This window comes from Nocardia sp. NPDC050175, assembly GCF_044459885.1.
Lineage (GTDB): Bacteria > Actinomycetota > Actinomycetes > Mycobacteriales > Mycobacteriaceae > Nocardia.
In genome coordinates, this window is the sequence record NZ_JBITJI010000012.1 from 160,176 (window position 1) to 177,261 (window position 17,086).

Below are 17,086 nucleotides of genomic sequence, written 5' to 3' on the forward strand. Positions count from 1 at the left end.
ATCGGGGACAAAACCTGGACGTTCGCTCACTCGCTGCGGTGCGCGCCTGCCGCCGGGCCGACGACGAAGGTGCGCGGCTCGGCAAAGCCCGCGTCGGCGAACCGATTCCGCACGGCGGCCACCACGGCGTCGGTGTCGACGCGATCGACGAGCGCGATGACGCTGCCGCCGAATCCGCCGCCGACCATCCGCGCGCCGTGCGCCCCGGCCGCGAGCGCCGCGTCGACGGCGGCGTCGAGCGCGGGCGTCGACACTTCGAAATCGTCACGCAGGGAGGCGTGTCCCTGGGTGAGGACCGGCCCGATCGTGCGCGGATCGGCACCGCTGCGCAATTCTTCGGCAACTGTCAACACTCTGGCGTTCTCGGTGACCACATGTCGCGCACGGCGGCGCAACACTTCGTCGGCGATCCGGTCGAGCGCGGCCACGGCATCGATGTCGCGCAGCGCGGGCACGCCGAGTTCTGCGGCGGCAGCCTCACATTGGGCGCGGCGCTCGGCGTAACCGCCGTCGACGTGCTCGTGCGGCTGGCCGGTGTCGATCACCAACAGCTCCAGCCCGAATCGCGCGAGGTCGAATGGAATCTGTTCGTGCGCAACAGTATTCGTCGTATCGGCTCGGCCGTTTTCGACAAAGCGCCGGATGTCGAGGAACAGCGCGTGCCCCGCCGTGCACAGGATCGACGCGGACTGATCCAGCAAACCGGTCGGCGCGCCGACATAATCGTTCTCCGCGGCGCGGGCGAGTTCGATCAGTTCCCGATCGGTGACGCTGGGCGCGAACAGATCTCGCAGCGCGATGGCCACCGCGCAGGACAGCGCCGCCGAGGACGACAACCCCGCGCCGATCGGCACCGCGCCGTCCAGTTCGAGGTCCACCCCGTCGATCGGGTGGCCGCGCCGCACGAATTCGGCGACCACACCGAGCGGATAACGTGACCACCCCGGCACTCGTGCACGCTCGGCCGCGAGCTCGGCCACCGCGACGAGAACCGTCTCGTCCGGCCGCTGCCGCGAGACCACCCGCACCATCGCGTCCGTGCGCACCCGCGCCGCGCATTCGACCACCAGCGGCAGCGCGATGGGCAATACGAAGCCGTCGTTGTAGTCGGTGTGCTCACCGATGATGTTGACCCGCCCCGGCGCTACCCACGTCCGCACGTGCCCTCCATGTCTGTCATGTCCACTTGCCTTGCCACACGTTACGAGACACCCCGCGGGAACAACGCTTTCCGCAGTCGAAGGTGCGCGATTCACGCCCTATTTCAAGATCACCCGAGGTAGCGCCCGCGCTATTGCGTCGGTTTCAGCCTTTGTTGTGCCAAGTGCACGACACAGTCCCGCATTTCATGCCATGATCGAATCAGTTGTCCAGGTTCTGGTCGCCGACCGCGCTGCGCTCGGTTGGGACATTTGCTCGGACCACAACACTCGGTATCGTTCGCCGAGAGCATGCGCGCGGTGCCCGGGAAGTAGGCGAACGTCGAGGTCGTAGTGGAGGATTCACCCGTCTGCTACGCGGCTTGGTTCACAGGGATGGAGCGACCAAGGGGGGCTGATGACAGTCAGCGAAGACCAGCCGAAAGACCAGCGATATCGATTCCGAACATGGTGGTACGCACTGCTTCCGGGGGGAAGCGCGGCCGTGATCGCGATTCACGTGACGGCCAATTCCCAAATTTTGTCGCTGTTCACGATGGCCGCGGTGCTCGCGGGCACGCTGGCCATGATCGGCGTCGGCCTGTGGGCGTATCGGCCGACGCGCCCGCTGCCCTGGTATCTGCTGTCCGCCTCGGCCGTGTTTTCGGCGGCCGGCGCGGCGCTGCGCAATACGTCCGACCACGGGTTGCACCCGGTCGATGACATCTGCACGCTGCTCGCCTATGCGACGGTCGGCCTCGCCGCGCTGATCTGGTTGCGGCCGCGCCAGGTCCGCTCGAACTACGACCTGTTGCTCGACTCCGGCTTGATCGGACTCGGCGCACTGCTCGCCTCGTGGACGTTCTTGATCTCACCGATCCTGCGTGCCAACGGCACCACCATGAACACCATGGTGGCAGCCATCTACCCGGTCCTGGACGCGTTGCTGTTGACGCTGGTCGCGCATTCGATGGCCACCTCGACCCGCCAGGAATCCTCGCTGCGGCTGCTGCACGTCGGTTTGATCATCGTGCTGGTCGGCGATCTCGGCCACAGCCTGCAAAAGGCGGGCGCCGTGTCGATCGGCCGCCCGATGCTGATGGCGCCCTTGCTCGCGACCTACGCGATCGTCGGTATTGCGGCGCTGCACCCGACCATGACCGGACTCGGTGCGCCGCGGCGGATCCATCCACACCACTCGCGCCAGCGCGCCAGCTTCATCGCGGTCGTGTTGATCGTCGCGTCGCTGGTACCGGTGGTCGGCTCATCGCTCGGCACACTCGATCGGGTGGTGGTCTCGTCGTTGTTCGCGCTGCTGCTCATCGGGGTGCTGGTGCGCAGTGAGCGCGCCATCGTGCGCAGTTCGCGCAGCGAGCGGCGGGCGCAGTATCAGGCCGACCACGACATGCTCAGCGGACTGTTGAACCGATCGGCCCTGCTCCGCACGCTGAATCTCAACAACGAGCGCTGGGCCGAGCGACCGGTGTGCCTGCTGTTCATCGACCTGGACGGCTTCAAGATGGTCAACGACAGCTACGGCCACGCAGTCGGCGACGAGCTGATCGCGAACGCCGCCTCCCGAATTCGGCGGGTGGTGCTGCGCGATGACGTGGTCGCGCGGTACGGCGGCGACGAATTCGTGGTGCTGTCCCCGCTGGACCGGCAGGAGGCCGCGACGCTGGCCGAACGGCTGCTCGGCGCGTTCGTCCGGCCGTTCGAGCTGAGCGCGGGCGAGATCCCGATCACCGCGAGCATCGGGATAGCCTGCGGCGGCCCGCGCAGCACCGAATCCACCGTCTATGACCTGATCCGGGACGCCGATTCGGCCATGTACCACGCGAAGGAATACTCGCTCGGCTACGCGTTCCACGACGACGCGCGGCACGCGCCCGACTCCGTGCGGCACATGGCGAACGACCCGGCGCGGCACACCGCGAACGAGTCCGGGCGGCGGATCTGGCGCGCGGGCACCAGATCCACCAGCACCGCGGTCTGAACTACTAGTCGACCAGCTCGTCGAGCAGTCGGCGGGCCGCCTCCAGCTCGGCCTGCAGCTGCTGCACCTTGGCCTCCTGGGCTTCCCTGGCCGCGTCGAGAATGCCCGCCACCACTTCGGCCACCTCGGGGTGCAGAATCTTCGCGGCCTGCGCCACGGCGGAGCTGGGCACCGCGAGACCACGCACGGCGCGCTTCTTGCCGCTGACCACGTCGACGGACCATTCGCCGTCGGCGGTGCCGGTCAACGTGACGGTGACCTCGGGCGTCTTCGCCTTCGGTCGAGCGGGGGCCTTGGCCGCCTTGGCCGCGGTGCCCGCGGGGCTCGGCTTGGCCGCGGGCTTGCTCGCGCCGCTGTCTTGTTCGTCCGATTCCGGGGTGCTCGCAACGGGTTTCGGGACGACCGGTGGCGGCGTGACAGAACTGGGGGTGGTTGGTGTCGCAGTGCTCGTCAAGGTCGACGGCTGGGTCACGGGTGATTCCTTCCTGGTTGTCGACTTCGGCTGGGCAGTGGAAACGGTCGCCGCCCCTCGTGGCGGCTTGGTCAACGTCACTTCTGTCGGAGAAAAGGACAGTACATCCTTCGATCCGGTGGGCCGGACCTGCAGGAAGTCCCCATCGGCCGGATCGCCGAGGGAGATCACCTTTCCCGACCGACCTTCCGGCACGCCCACCGCGGCAGCGGTGAACCACACCATGGGCGGGCGGCCGCCGGCGATATCCGTGGCGATCCGCTGAATCTCGCTGTCCGACAATGGCTTGGGCTTGGTTTTAGGCGACGGCATGGTGACTCCGAGCAATATTCGTGGATGGCTGCGTGCACAGATGATGCCGCACCGCACCGACAGATTTACACTCCGCTTCGAAATCGAGTCCCAGAACACGATTCCCGCGCGGCCAGCGAATATCGAGCTACGCCCGGTGGAGCGCGTGAATCAGCCTTGTTCGACCGGTGCCTGCAGCGCCGGGAACCAGATATCGGTGAGCACCTCGGCGGCCCGTTCGGCAGAGACATTGATGGTGCCCTGCACCGCCCAGCGGGTGAAGAAGCGTTCGAGTTGGGCGACAAGCAGTTCCACCCGCAGCCGCGCCTCGTCGACGCGGTCGGCGGGCCAGCGGGCGAGGTAGGAGGTCATCGCGTTGGGCAGCGCGATGATCCCGTTGCGGGCGATCTCGCGGAACTCCGGCTCGAGCGCGGTGGCCTCGTCCCAGGCGGGCAGCAGGTCGCGGTATTCGTGGAACCACTCGATGGCCCGGGTCATCCAGGCGACGAGCTCGGCTCGGGAGCCGGTGTCCAGCACGCGATCCAGGTCCTCGTAGAAGTGCAGTGCGCTGGGGGCGGTGCTCTGCTCGGCGATCGCGCGCAGCACCTCGAGCTTGCTGGTGAAGTGCAGATAGAAGGTGGCCCGACTGCAGCCGACGGCGGCGGCGATGTCGTCGACCCGCACCGCCGCGTAGCCACGCGTGCTGAACAGCTCCTTGGCACCGGCCATCAGCCTGGTCCTGGTCTGCTGCTTCTGCTCGTCCCGCAGGCTGTTGCCCGCCGGATTCGGGTTCGTACGCAACGGCTACCTCTTGTCGGTCGAAAGTTCTGCTGACGTGCGACTTTCGGTGAGCAAGTCTACTGGTGCCCGCACTGCGCACCGCCTTCACTAGACAATACGTCATTCACTAGACACGATGTCTAGCGAGTGTTACGTTGTTGCCTACGTCACTCCGGAAGCCCAACGGCTACGGACGGTTTCGGCGCCGGGCGCGCCACCGCAGGCAGGTGACCGGCCCTCCCAGCACGAGGACAAGCGAATTGACCCAACCCACTCTGCCCAAGGTCTGCATCATCGGCGCGGGCCCCTCCGGGATCACCACCGCAAAACGGCTGCGGGACTTCGATATTCCGTTCGACCTGTTCGAAGCGTCCGACGAGGTCGGCGGCAACTGGTACTTCAAGAATCCCAACGGCATGTCGGCGTGCTACCAGTCGCTGCATATCGATACCAGCAAGTTCCGACTGGCCTTCGAGGACTATCCGGCACCCGAAGGCTGGCCGGATTTCCCGCACCACTCGCAGCTGTTCCAGTACTTCAAGGATTACGTCGACCATTTCGGCTTCCGGGACAAGATCCTGTTCAACACCAAAGTCACTGCGGCCGAACGGCAGGCGGACGGTCGCTGGCTGGTCACCGCTAGCGACGGTCGCACCCGCGATTACGACGTATTGATCGTCTGCAACGGTCACCACTGGGATCCGCGCACGCCCGACTATCCCGGCGAATTCGACGGCGTGCTGATCCACAGTCACGCCTACAACGACCCGTTCGACCCGGTCGATATGCGCGGCAAGAAGATCGTCGTGGTCGGCATGGGCAATTCCGGGCTGGACATCGCCTCGGAATTGTCACAGCGATTCGTCGCGGAAAAGCTCACCGTCTCCGCCCGGCGCGGTGTCTGGGTGTTGCCGAAATACGTGCACGGCACCGTCGGCGACAAACAAAGTGTGCCCGCGTGGATTCCGCGCAAGATCAGCATGAAACTCAAGCAGCGCTTCGTCCGCAAGTTCCGCGGCGACATGGAGTTCTACGGGCTGCCCAAGCCCGATCACCGGCCGTTCGAGGCGCATCCGTCGGCCAGCGAGGAATTCCTGCACCGCGCGGGCTGCGGCGATATCGCGTTCAAACCGGCCATCACCGCGTTGGCAGGCCCGCGCGTTCGCTTTGCCGACGGCAGCACCGAGGAGGTGGACGTGATCGTCTGTGCCACCGGCTATCACATCAGCTTCCCGTTCTTCTCGGACCCGAACCTGGTGCCGGACGAGCAGAACCGGATCCCGCTGTTCAAGCAGATGATGAAGCCGGGCGTGGACAACCTGTTCTTCCTCGGCCTGGCGCAACCGCTGCCGACGCTGGTGAATTTCGCCGAGCAGCAGAGCAAGTTGGTCGCCGCCTACCTGACCGGCAAGTACCTGCCGCCGTCGGAGCCGGAGATGCACGAGGCGATCCGCGCGGCCGAGGAGCGCAGGAGTGGGCGCTACTACAACTCGCCGCGGCACACCATCCAGATCGAGTTCGAGCCGTATGTGCGCGATATGAACAAGGAAATGGCGAGGGGGGCAAAGCGCGCCGCCGCGAACGGCTACGCGCTACCCGTGCCCGCCAGGGTGCTCGAGAACGCGTGAGACGATGACGATTTCCGGCTTCTGTACCGACCAATTCGCCGGTGTACGAGACGAATTGGCGAATCAGCTCGCCTCGGGTGAAGAGCTCGGCGCGGCCATCTGCGTGACGGTCGACGGCGAACCCGTCGTCGACCTCTGGGGCGGGTACCGCGATATCGAGCGCACCGTGCCGTGGACCGGGGACACTCTGGTCAACGTCTTCTCGGTCAGCAAGACGATGACCGCGCTGTCCGCACTGCTGCTGGTCGATCGCGGCGAGTTGGACGTGCGGCGGCGGGTCGCCAACTACTGGCCGGAGTTCGCGGCGAATGGCAAGGGCGACATCGAGATTCGGCACCTGCTCGGCCACACCTCCGGCGTCTCCGGCTGGGAGCGACCGATCGAGCTTGCCGATATCTACGACACCGAGGCGGCCAGCGCCCGGCTGGCGGCCCAGCCGCCATGGTGGGAGCCGGGCACCGCGTCGGGCTATCACGCGCTGAATTACGGGCATCTGGTCGGCGAGGTGATTCGCCGCATCACCGGCCGCGGCCTCGGGCAGTTCTTCGCCGAGGAACTCGCCGGTCCGCTGGGCGCGGACTTCCATATCGGCACCGGCCCCGAACATCACCACCGGATCGCGCCGCTGGTGCCGCCGCCGATGCTGCAGTTCGATATGGCCTCGCTCGACCAGACGAGCATTCTGGTCAAGACGCTCACCAGTCCACTGCTCGATCTCCAGGAGGCCAACAGCGCCGCATGGCGGCAGGCCGAGATCGGCGCGGTGAACGGCCACGGCAATGCCCGTTCGGTGGCGCGGATCCAGTCGCTGGTCTCCGGTGGCGGCGTGCTGGACGGGCGAAGGATGTTGTCGGAGAAGACGATCGACCTGATCTTCGAACAACAGTCGGACGGCGTCGATGTGGCGCTGCTGGTGCCGCTGCGCTTCGGCATCGGGTACGGACTCCCCCAGCCACAGACCGCGCCGCAGGTGCCCGACGGCCGGGTCTGCTGGTGGGCCGGGCTCGGCGGCGCCATCGTCGTCAACGACCTGGATCATCGAATCACCTTCGCCTACACCATGAACAAGATGGCGCCGGGACTGATCGGGTCCCCGCGCGCCGACGCCTACCTGCGCTCGGTCTTCACTGCCGTCGGAGTCCGCCCATGATGCGGGCGCTGCAGCTGACCGAGCCGGGCGTGCTGGAACTGCGCAAGGTACCGATCCCCGCGATCGGCCCCACCGACCTGCTACTCCGGGTCGGCGCGGCCGGGATCTGCCATTCCGATCTGCATGTGCTGCACATTCCGTTCCGCATGCGCGAGGAGCCACTGACCCTCGGACACGAGGTCGCGGGCACCATCGAGGCGGTCGGCAGCGAGGTCGACGGCCGCACCGCGGGCGAACGCGGCATCGTCTACCTGTGCTGGTCGTGCGGCGTGTGCCGGGAGTGCGTGCGCGGCAACGAGAATGTCTGCCTTGCGGCGGGCCGCACCGCGATGCCACCGTGTCCTGGGCTCGGGCCGGACGGCGGCATGGCCGAGTACATCCGTATTCCGGCACGCTCTTTCGTGCCGATCGGTGACCTCGATTTCGTGCAGGCGGCCCCGATCGCGGACGCGGCATTGTCCAGCTATCACGCGATTCGTGGTGCCCGCGAACACCTTCGGCCCGGCTCGGTCGCGGTGGTGATCGGCATCGGCGGGCTCGGACATGTCGCGGTGCAGATTCTCGCCGCGACCAGCGCGGCCCGGGTGATCGCCGTAGACGTCGGCGCGGACAAGCTCGACTTGGCGGTGCGCTGCGGCGCGGCCGAAGGCCTGCTCGCCGGTGCCGATACCGCGCGCGACATTCTCGACCGCACCGACGGTCGCGGGGCCGACGCGGTCTTCGACTTCGTCGGCGTCGACCAGACCGCAGCGCTCGCCGTGGCATCGGTGGCGCCCAACGGCGCCTACCGGATGATCGGCCTCGGCGGCGGCGCACCGGAGATCACGGCGAGCCCCGCGACCGGACAGGGTTGGCCGTGGGGAGCCTCCGTCCGAAAGTCGTACGGCGGCACCAAATCCGACTTGATCGAGTCCGTCGCCCTGGCCCACTCGGGCAAGCTCAGGGTCGAGGTCGAGCGCTACGACCTGGCCGCAGGCCGCGACGCGCTCGACCGGCTGGAACGCGGCCTGGTCACCGGCCGCGCGGTACTGGTTCCGTAGATGAGAGAGTGGCGGTAGATGACAAAGCCTTTCGATCCGCAGGCGTTCGCCGCCGCGGCGGTGGCCCGGCTGACCGGTCCCGGTGGACGCTTCGAGATGGTGGTCGAGGAGGTGCTCGGCGCGCCGGTGCCGGTAATGCGACACCGGGGGAAATCGCTCGGTGATCTGCTGGCCGCGTCGGTCAGCTGGGGTGAGCGCGATTATCTCGTCACCGAGGAGCGTCGACTGTCGTTCACCGAGCACGCGGACGCGGTCGGGGCGCTGGCCAGGGCGCTGCGCGACCGGTACGGCGTCGAAAAGGGCGATCGGATCGGTATTCTGGCCGCGAACACTGCGGAATGGGTGATGACGTTCTGGGCCGCGCAGTGCCTCGGCGCGATCGCGGTGGGCTACAACGCATGGTGGACGGCGCGTGAAATTGCCTACGGTGTCGAGCACACCAAGCCCGCCGTACTGGTCGTCGATGCGAAACGCGCGGCACTGGTGGCGGAGCTGGATATTCGCGTGCCGGTGCTGACCATGGAACACGATTTGCCCGCGCTGATCGCCGAATTCGACAGCGGCACACTCCCGTTGACCGAAGTGGACGAGGACGACCCAGCGGTCGTCCTGTACACCAGCGGCACCAGCGGACGACCTAAGGGCGCGGTGCATTCGCAGCGAAACGTGCTGGCGGTCATCGGCTATCACCAGTTCAACGACACGCTGGGTGCCGAGTTCGCTGGTGCCACCGAACCGCCGAGCGGCCGACGGTTTCTGCTCACCTCACCGCTGTTCCACATCGCCAGCCTGCACAACCTGGTGGTGCCGCGGCTGGTGACCGGCGATACCGCGGTGATCTACCAGGGCTCTTATGACGCGGATCGGGTGCTGCGCCTGATCGAACGCGAACGCATCACCAACTGGGGCGCGATGCCGACCATGGCGACCCGACTGCTGGAGCAGGATCTGTCCGGGTACGACCTGTCCTCGCTGGCCTCCTTCTCGCTGAACTCGGCACCGTCCTCGGCGGCGCTGCAACATCAACTGCGCGAACAACTTCCGGTGGCCAAGACCGCGCTGGTGACCAGCTACGGGCTCACCGAGTGCAGCACCGCGGCCACCCTGGCCAGTCCCGCCGAGCTCGCCGCGTTCCCGGATACGGTGGGCCGCCCCGTGATCGGGGCCGCCGTGCAGGTCCGCGACAGCGCGGGCAACGCCGTTCCGGATGGCACCGAAGGCGAGATCTGCGTGCGCAGTGTGTACGTGATGCTCGGCTATTGGGACGACGCGGCGGCGACCGCGGCGGCGATCACCGAGGACCGTTGGCTGTGCACCGGCGATATCGGCGTGCTGACCGAGGGCAGGCTCCGATTGTCCGGTCGGCGTTCGGATCTCATCCTGCGCGGCGGCGAGAACGTCTACCCCACCGAGATCGAACAGTGCCTGGAGGAGCATCCCGCGGTCCGCGAATGCGCGGTCATCGGCATACCGCACCCCGATCTCGGCCAACAGGTCGCCGCCTTGGTTGTCGTCGAAAGCGCCTCGGCGACAACGGAAGAGGAGCTTCAAGCCTTCACCGCAGAGCGGATCGCCTATTACAAGGTGCCCGCACGTTGGCGACTCACCACCACGGCGCTACCGCGAAACGCCACCGGCAAGGTCGCGCGCACCGGCATCGAGGTGTAACCGGACCGAAGGGACAGGAATCGGCGAAGTCCCAGCTCACCGCTTGACAACATCGTAAAATTGGGTCGGATCGGGTGACGTTGCGCACCCGGCCGCTCGCAAGGAGTCAATGTGGACATTTTCGAGCATCAGGGCAGGGCTGTGGCCTTCGATCGCGCCGGTAGCGGCGCGCCGGTGGTGTTCCTGCACAACGCGGGCACCCAACGCCATATCTGGGACGACCAGGTGGCGGCGCTGCGGCGCGACCATCAGGTATTCGCCCTCGACCTGCCCGGTTACGGTCAATCCGACCAGCCGGCAGACGGCTACCGCCTCGCCGACTACGTGCGCATGCTCGACGCCTTCCTGGACACCCACCGGCTCACCGACGTGGTGCTGGTCGGCAACTGTCTCGGCAGCGCCACCTCGCTGAGCTACACGATGGGACACCCGGACCGGGTCCGGGCCCTGGTCTTGATCAACCCGTTGACCTGGGACACCGTCAGTTCCGGCCAGTCCGCGGCAATGGCCTGGGCGGACGCACGGCTGCCACTCGGACCGCTGGCCCGCAGGCTCGCACTGCCCGGCCGCGCCATCTCGCTGATCGTCGCCAACCAGCTCGGTGCCCGCGGCAAGCGCCAGCAGCTGCAGCACTCGCCCCGCCTGCGCGCGCACTGGTCCGATCGCGGCCGCCTGCACGCCCTGCACGAGCTCGTCCAGGACTTCCCCAGCTACGCCGCCCTCGACCGGTTCGACCCACCGCCGGACTTCCCGCCGATCTGCACGATCTGGGGCAAGCAGAACCGGATCCTCTCGGCCAAGGCCGGTGCCCGCCTCAATCGCGGACTGCACGTCCAGACTGCCGTCGAGCTGCCGGACTGCGGCCACCTGCCCATGATGGAGGACCCGGACAAGGTCACCGCGATCATCACCGATTTCCTGGCGACGACGAGCCGGGCCACGGTCCCGAAGGCCGTCGGCGGTTCCTGATCGCTCTGCTCAGAGCGGCGCTGCGGTCGGGTAGAGCGCGGTAAAACTGTCGGAACGCACACCGCAACCGGCGCACTCGAATTCGATGCCCATGGTGAGCAGCCAGTGGATACGGGTGTGACACGTGTCGCACATGAAGTCGACACCCTCGGCGTGGCAGCAGGGCCGCTTACGGATGAACCATTCGGCCCGATGTCGGCACGGGACGGTATCGAAGCGGAAGGTGCAGCCGGGCGCGACCGGGAGCGGGGCGACGATTGCCGCGAAAGTCGTTGGGGCGGTGATGAAGTTCATCGGCGGTACCTTCCGGCGGGGCATGGCGGACCATGTCGGGCGGATCTCCTCGGATCCACACCATGCTGATCGTTCGCCAAATATTTGCCGTTACTCGGTGTAGATTCGACGTCCGATACGCCCGTTACTCCCCGTCCACCGGGTTTGATGCGAGACCTTCCGGGAACCCGGTCGAATAGAGCCGTCGAGGAAAGGGATCCGTCATGTTGTTACGCCGACTTGCCCGCCCGCTTTTGGCCACTGTCTTTGTCGTGGAGGGTGTCGATACGTTGCGGCACCCGGAAACACGCGTCAAGGCGGCGACCGAGCTGGTGCAGCGAGGCCAGCGTCAGTTGCCCGAGGAATACGCCGCGAAGTTACCGAGCGATCCAGGGACTGCCGTACGGATCAATGCGGGCGCCCAGGTAGCTGGTGGTGTGCTGCTGGCCCTCGGCAAGGCGCCACGCCTGGCCGCGCTGGTCTTGGCCGCGACCGTCATCCCGGCCACGGTCACCGAGCAGGACTTCTGGAACGAACCGGACCCGGCACAGAAGGCGAGCAAGCGCAACGCGTTCCTCAAGGATCTCGGGCTGCTCGGCGGGCTGATGATCGCCGCGGCCGACACCGAGGGCAAGCCGTCGCTGGGCTGGCGCGGCAAGCGGGCCGCCCGCGATGCCGCCGCGACGGTCACCGCAGCGCTGCCGTTCACCGGTTCTTCGGATAGCGCGACCGGTGAGCTGCTGAAGCGTCGCGCGCACGAAGTCGCCTCGGCGGCAGGTAGTTTCGGCAGCGCCGCGGCCGCCAAGGGTTCCGAGCTCGCCGAGACCGTGCAGCAGCACAGCCCCGAATGGGCCGCTGCCGCAAAGGAACACGCGGCCCCGCTGGCCGATGTGGCCAAGGAGCGCGGCGCGGAACTCGCCGATGTGGCCAAGCACCGCGGTGCCGAATGGGCCGAACTCGCACGCGAGCGTGGCCCGAAGTGGGCCGAGCTCGCGCGCGAACGCGGCGCGGAACTGGCCGAATTGGCCAGGGAGCGCGGCGCGGAACTCGCCGATGTAGCCAAGCACCGTGGCGCCGAATGGGCCGAACTCGCCAAGGAGCGCGGCGCCGAGTTCGCGGAGGTCGCCAAGGAACGCAGTGCCGAATTGGCGGACACCGCACGTGAGCGTGGTCCCGAACTCGCCGACACCGCCCGCAAGCGCGGTGGCCGGTTCGCCGATAAAGCGCGCCGCCGCTAGGCCGTTTCTTCGTATCCGACAGCGGCGTCGGCCAGCGCGGCGTCCAGCGACCGCACCCGATGGAAGCTGGGCGCCAAGCCGGTCACCTCCAGCGCGCGATCGACACAGCGTGCCTCGGTGATCAAAACCATTCGCCGCCTGCTCTTTTCGGCCTGCGTCTGGGCATCGACGAGCACCCGGAGCCCGGCGGCGGCCAGGAAGGTGACCGGCGACAGGTCGAGCACGATCATGACCGGCCCGGCACCGAACACCCGGCAGAGCTGATCACGGAAGCTCGGCGCGGTACGCAGATCGATCTCGCCGTCCACCAGCATCATGGCGATATTGCGGCGCGGACAGCACACCGAAAAACGAAGAACGTCAGTGACTTCCAGTGCCGACCGGTTCGGAGGTGGGGCAGCGAACCGCTCGTCGTCGTTGAGGGACATATGCCGACTCCTCGGCCTGCCCCGCCCGGAACAGACCTGTCTACCAAGTGAAGCATGGCAGGTCAGGTCTGTACAGCGACCGGATTTCGCTCAGCTCGCCGCCTGCTTGCCCAGCGCACCGGCGAACAGCAGGCCACCGATGACCGCGGCGGGAACGCCGAGGGCGATGGTGCCGATGATCGCGCCGATCGGGGCCGCGGCGGCGCCGGTCACCAGGCAGCCGCCGAGGAAGCCGGGGACGGCGAGGACACCGATCGTCGGGACCGCCGCCGCCGCGCCGACCAGCGCGCCACCCGCGGCGCAGCCGATGCCCGCGCCGATCGCCGTACCGATCAGGGTGCCGAGCGCGACGCCGAGGCCGGCGACCGTCGCGAAGTTCATCACGGCGGCGTTGAAGTCGGTGGATTGCGGGTCGATGGCGATGTCGCGCAGCTCGGCCGGGGCGGGGTGGGCGGCGGTCGGATCGGTACTCGGCGTCAGGGTGGCGGTGTTGCCGTCGATCTTCGCTGTGATCGGCCACACTTTGTTGTCGCGTTGATAGCTGAGCGGCATCGAGACGAGCACGCGGCCGGTGCGATCGTTGACCAGGAACTGCCCGTCGCCGGTGGTCAGCGTGCCCGCGTCGGTGGTCAGCACCACGGACTTGTCGACCATGCTTGCGGTGTAGTGCATTTCGGGTGCCGCCGGGTCGGCATGTGACGTGCCCGCCGAACCGACCAGTGCGGCAACCGTGCACGCGGCCACTGTCACGAATGTTGTTCTGCCCATGGGAATCCCTCATCTTCTCGCCTCGGCATGAGCCGGGCGCGCGGTCTCAGGTACGCTCATGGCGCACTGCTGAGTACGAAAGTTGTTGCGGAGAAGTAATATTGGCGAATCAGCCGAGACTGGTCGGGTCGCCGTGCGGAGCGGTACTCGGTACCGCGGAAGGACGCTAGCCCTACGTCGGCGTGCCGTGCAACCAGCGCTCGCCAAGTGTCGCCCAGCTCACAGCGACTGCAACGGTACGGACAAATCGCCCGAAATTGCCGGGAACTACAGGGCGTAGTGGGCCGACTACCTGGTTATGCAGCGAACAGCCATGCGGATCAGCCCGCTGGGAGATTTCGGTGTGGTGGTCGAGGACTTCGACCCCACATCGCGCGATGACGTCCATGCGGTCAAGCGCGCCGTGTACCGCGAGCGGATCGCGGTGATCAAGGGCATCGAGCTCGATCCGCGCCAATTCGTGGCGCTGGCAAGCGGTTTCGGCGAGCCGGTCCGGTACTACGAGCCGATCTATCACCACCCGGACATGCCGGAGGTGTTCGTGTCGTCCAATGTCGACACCGGCAAGCAGCGGGTCGGCGTGCCCAAGACCGGGAAGTTCTGGCACTCGGACTACCAGTTCATGGCGCGCCCGTTCGACCTGACCTTCACCCACACCCAGGTGGTGCCGACGCACAGCCGGGGCACCTATTTTATCGACCTCGCCCGCGCCTACCAGCAGCTCAGCCCCGAGTTGCGGGAATCCGTGGCCGATACGGTGGCGACGCACAGTGTCCGCCGCTACTTCAAGATCCGGCCGAGCGATGTCTACCGGCCCATCTCGGAGGTACTCGCCGAAATCGACCGCAAGACGCCGCCGGTGACGCTGCCGACCGTCCACGCGCACCCACACACCGGGGAGCCGGTCGTGTACGTCAGCGAGGGTCTCACCGAATCCATCACCGCGGCCGACGGCACCGACCGGCCCGATCTGCTGCACGAATTGCTTTCTGCCACAGGGCAGCTCGACGACACCTTCGAGCATCCGGCGATCCGCCTGCAGACCTTCGATCGGGGCGATCTGCTCATCTGGGACAACCGCAGCCTGGTGCACCGGGCGCTGCACAACTCCACCTGTGAGCCCGCGGTGTCGCACCGGGTCACCGTGTACGACGACGAGGGCATCCCGGCATGACCGGCGAGGTGTTCCCGAACGATCCGTTGCTGCTGTCGGAGGTGCTGGGCTGCTACAAGCCGCACTGTCGCTATCTGCGCGAGCTGACGGTCGAGGCGCTGGGCGAACAGGCCAGCGCCACTGGCACATTCGAGATTTCCGAGTCTTGCTACATCGACGCGACCGGTCACCTCAATTCGGTCGAGGTGAACATCTGCTACAACCAGATGCTGTATCAGACCATCGCGGTGCTGGTGCGGCATCGCGTCGGCCCGCTGTTCGGTGACTGGACCATGGACGACTACTGGCGACGCCAGCTACCCGACATCCTGATCACCCGGCTCGACAGTGAATACCGACGGCCGATCGATCCGCGACGGTTCTACGGTGAGTTCGCCCTCGGCGGCAGCCAGGAACGAACGAGCACGGTCGACGGTGCGCCGTTCACGTCGCTGGACACGTCGTTCCGATTCTGGGACGACAACGGCGGGCAGTGCGCGGGCACCGTCCGCTTGGCCATCGTTTCCGCGGCGCGTCCGCTGGGAGCGGTCCGATGAGTGCCCCCACTGTGACGTCGATGCTGGCCAAGCATGCACGGAATCGTCCGGACACCCTCGCTATCGCCTGCGCCGGAGTGGGGCTCGACTACGCGCGGCTGCGCGCGGACAGCATCCGGCTCGCCCGTGCGCTGCGTGCCGCCGGGATCGCCAAGGGCGACCGAGTGGCCTACCTGGGCAAGGAATCCGTCTACTACTACGGTCTTTTCTTCGCCTGCGCGCGGCTCGGCGCGGTGCTGGTGCCCATCAATTTCCGGCTGACCGCGCCGGAAGTCGAGCACATCATTCGTGATTCCGGTAGCGCGCTCGTGCTGGTCGACGCCGATACCGCCGACGTCGCCCGGTCTGCCGCACCGGATGTGCGGTCGGTCCTGATGGATGGTGCCGAGTTCGCCGAATGGCTGACCGGTGTCGCCGACCCGGATCTCGTCGAGTGCCCGTCGGGTCGCGACGACGCGGTGATCCAGCTCTACACCAGCGGGACCACCGGGCTACCCAAAGGTGTTGTGCTGGCTCAGCGCAGCTTCTTCGCCATCGCGGACGCGCTCGACGAGGCCGGGCTGGATTGGCTCGAGTTCCGCGACGGCGACCGCAATCTGATCGGTATCCCCGGCTTTCACGTAGGTGGAATCTGGTGGGCCATGCAGGGTTTCGCGGCCGGGATCACCAATGTGGCGATGCCACAGTTCGACAGCAGCACCGCGGTGGCCATCATCGAGGAAGCCCGGATCACCACCATGTGCGTCGTCCCGTCGATGCTGCGGCTGATCCTCGGCGAGCCGCGCGTGACGCCGGAGGCGGTCGGCTCGGTGCGCAAGGTCGTCTATGGCGGATCACCCATTTCGGAGACGCTGCTACGAGAAGCCTTGGACCTCTTCGGTGCCGAGTTCGCGCAGATCTATGGGCTGACCGAAACCGGGAACACCGCGATCTGCCTGCCGCCCAAGGAACACGTGCCGGGCAATCACCGGTTGGCTGCGGCAGGTCGACCGTATCCCGGTGTGTCCGTGCGGATCATCGACGCGTCCGGCACGCCGCGACAGCCCGGCGAGGTGGGTGAAATCTGCCTGCACTCGCCGGCCGCCATGCTCGGCTACTGGAATCTGCCGGAGGCGACGGCGGAAACCCTGATCGACGGCTGGATCCACACCGGTGACGCCGGATACGTCGATGCCGACGGTTACCTCTACATCCGAGACCGGTTGAAGGACATGATCATTGTCGGCGGCGAGAACATCTATCCCGCCGAGATCGAGAACGCGCTCGCCCGCCATCCGGCCGTAGCGGATTCGGCGGTGATCGGCGTGCCGGACGACGCGCTCGGCGAATCGGTGCACGCGTTCGTCGCGTGCAGGCCCGGTGAGCAGGTGCGGGTGCGCGAGCTGATGACGTTCTGCCGGGAGCACCTGGCCTGGTTCAAGATTCCGGTGCGCTTCGAGTTCGTCGAACGCATTCCACGCAATCCGAGCGGCAAGATCCTGCGCTGGCAGCTGCGCGACCGGTTCTGGGCCGACCGGGACAGACAGGTCAACTGAG

16 protein-coding genes are annotated in these 17,086 nt (G+C 67.0%); 10 read left to right on the top strand and 6 right to left on the bottom strand.

Translation table 11 applies throughout. From position 1 onward, the window contains the following. Window positions 1–26 precede the first annotated feature (26 nt). Window positions 27–1,160, bottom strand: coding sequence for a galactokinase (gene galK, locus ACIBK2_RS33990; RefSeq protein ID WP_396973351.1), 1,134 nt, complete (start codon window positions 1,158–1,160; stop codon window positions 27–29). Between the two features lie 397 nt (window positions 1,161–1,557). On the opposite strand from galK, the gene ACIBK2_RS33995 reads away from it, so the two are divergent. Beyond that, complete coding sequence (locus tag ACIBK2_RS33995; protein ID WP_396973353.1) at window positions 1,558–3,135, top strand: diguanylate cyclase domain-containing protein; 1,578 nt, start codon at window positions 1,558–1,560, stop codon at window positions 3,133–3,135. A gap of 4 nt (window positions 3,136–3,139) precedes the next feature. On the opposite strand, the gene ACIBK2_RS34000 is transcribed toward ACIBK2_RS33995, so the two are convergent. Together ACIBK2_RS34000 and ACIBK2_RS34005 are read right to left on the bottom strand one after the other, a co-directional pair. Then, on the bottom strand, window positions 3,140–3,919 hold the full coding sequence (locus tag ACIBK2_RS34000; RefSeq protein WP_357380535.1) for a DUF6319 family protein: 780 nt from the start codon (window positions 3,917–3,919) through the stop codon (window positions 3,140–3,142). 150 nt (window positions 3,920–4,069) lie between these two features. Beyond that, a complete protein-coding gene (locus tag ACIBK2_RS34005) occupies window positions 4,070–4,699 on the bottom strand; it encodes a TetR/AcrR family transcriptional regulator (RefSeq protein ID WP_396973356.1) in 630 nt (209 codons plus the stop codon). Between the two features lie 239 nt (window positions 4,700–4,938). On the opposite strand from ACIBK2_RS34005, the gene ACIBK2_RS34010 reads away from it, so the two are divergent. The 5 genes from ACIBK2_RS34010 to ACIBK2_RS34030 all read left to right on the top strand — a co-directional run bounded on the left by ACIBK2_RS34010 (window position 4,939) and on the right by ACIBK2_RS34030 (window position 11,133). After that, window positions 4,939–6,306: a flavin-containing monooxygenase gene (locus ACIBK2_RS34010; RefSeq protein ID WP_396973358.1), complete on the top strand. Its 1,368-nt coding sequence runs from the start codon at window positions 4,939–4,941 to the stop codon at window positions 6,304–6,306. 4 nt (window positions 6,307–6,310) lie between these two features. Further along, window positions 6,311–7,456, top strand: coding sequence for a serine hydrolase domain-containing protein (locus ACIBK2_RS34015; RefSeq protein WP_396973360.1), 1,146 nt, complete (start codon window positions 6,311–6,313; stop codon window positions 7,454–7,456). Continuing rightward, window positions 7,456–8,496 carry an NAD(P)-dependent alcohol dehydrogenase gene (locus ACIBK2_RS34020; protein WP_396973602.1) on the top strand — a complete coding sequence of 347 codons (1,041 nt, stop codon included), beginning with the start codon at window positions 7,456–7,458 and terminating at the stop codon, window positions 8,494–8,496. Before ACIBK2_RS34015 ends, ACIBK2_RS34020 begins: the two co-directional genes overlap by 1 nt. 18 nt (window positions 8,497–8,514) lie before the next feature. Further along, window positions 8,515–10,164: a class I adenylate-forming enzyme family protein gene (locus tag ACIBK2_RS34025; RefSeq protein ID WP_396973362.1), complete on the top strand. Its 1,650-nt coding sequence runs from the start codon at window positions 8,515–8,517 to the stop codon at window positions 10,162–10,164. Between the two features lie 111 nt (window positions 10,165–10,275). After that, window positions 10,276–11,133, top strand: a complete 858-nt coding sequence (locus ACIBK2_RS34030; RefSeq protein WP_396973364.1) for an alpha/beta fold hydrolase — start codon at window positions 10,276–10,278, stop codon at window positions 11,131–11,133. 9 nt (window positions 11,134–11,142) lie between these two features. Here ACIBK2_RS34030 and ACIBK2_RS34035 read toward each other — a convergent pair whose 3' ends face one another. After that, window positions 11,143–11,427, bottom strand: a complete 285-nt coding sequence (locus tag ACIBK2_RS34035; protein ID WP_396973366.1) for a hypothetical protein — start codon at window positions 11,425–11,427, stop codon at window positions 11,143–11,145. A gap of 203 nt (window positions 11,428–11,630) precedes the next feature. Between ACIBK2_RS34035 and ACIBK2_RS34040 the strand changes: the two genes are divergently transcribed. After that, window positions 11,631–12,644 carry a DoxX family protein gene (locus ACIBK2_RS34040; RefSeq protein ID WP_396973368.1) on the top strand — a complete coding sequence of 338 codons (1,014 nt, stop codon included), beginning with the start codon at window positions 11,631–11,633 and terminating at the stop codon, window positions 12,642–12,644. Here ACIBK2_RS34040 and ACIBK2_RS34045 read toward each other — a convergent pair. Continuing rightward, window positions 12,641–13,072, bottom strand: coding sequence for an STAS domain-containing protein (locus ACIBK2_RS34045; protein WP_396973370.1), 432 nt, complete (start codon window positions 13,070–13,072; stop codon window positions 12,641–12,643). The two genes, ACIBK2_RS34040 and ACIBK2_RS34045, sit on opposite strands and share 4 nt — an antisense overlap. 90 nt (window positions 13,073–13,162) lie before the next feature. Further along, window positions 13,163–13,840 (bottom strand): hypothetical protein, encoded by a 678-nt coding sequence (locus ACIBK2_RS34050; protein ID WP_396973372.1) that lies wholly within the window; start codon window positions 13,838–13,840, stop codon window positions 13,163–13,165. 313 nt (window positions 13,841–14,153) lie between these two features. Between ACIBK2_RS34050 and ACIBK2_RS34055 the strand changes: the two genes are divergently transcribed. From ACIBK2_RS34055 to ACIBK2_RS34065, 3 genes are read left to right on the top strand one after another with little or no spacing between them, the layout of a single operon-like run. Beyond that, window positions 14,154–15,014 (top strand): TauD/TfdA dioxygenase family protein, encoded by an 861-nt coding sequence (locus ACIBK2_RS34055; RefSeq protein WP_396973374.1) that lies wholly within the window; start codon window positions 14,154–14,156, stop codon window positions 15,012–15,014. Beyond that, a complete protein-coding gene (locus ACIBK2_RS34060) occupies window positions 15,011–15,550 on the top strand; it encodes an FcoT family thioesterase (RefSeq protein WP_396973376.1) in 540 nt (179 codons plus the stop codon). The genes ACIBK2_RS34055 and ACIBK2_RS34060 overlap by 4 nt, the downstream gene beginning before the upstream one ends. Then, window positions 15,547–17,085 (top strand): long-chain-fatty-acid--CoA ligase, encoded by a 1,539-nt coding sequence (locus ACIBK2_RS34065; protein WP_396973378.1) that lies wholly within the window; start codon window positions 15,547–15,549, stop codon window positions 17,083–17,085. The genes ACIBK2_RS34060 and ACIBK2_RS34065 overlap by 4 nt, the downstream gene beginning before the upstream one ends. The last annotated feature ends 1 nt before the right edge of the window (window position 17,086 follow it).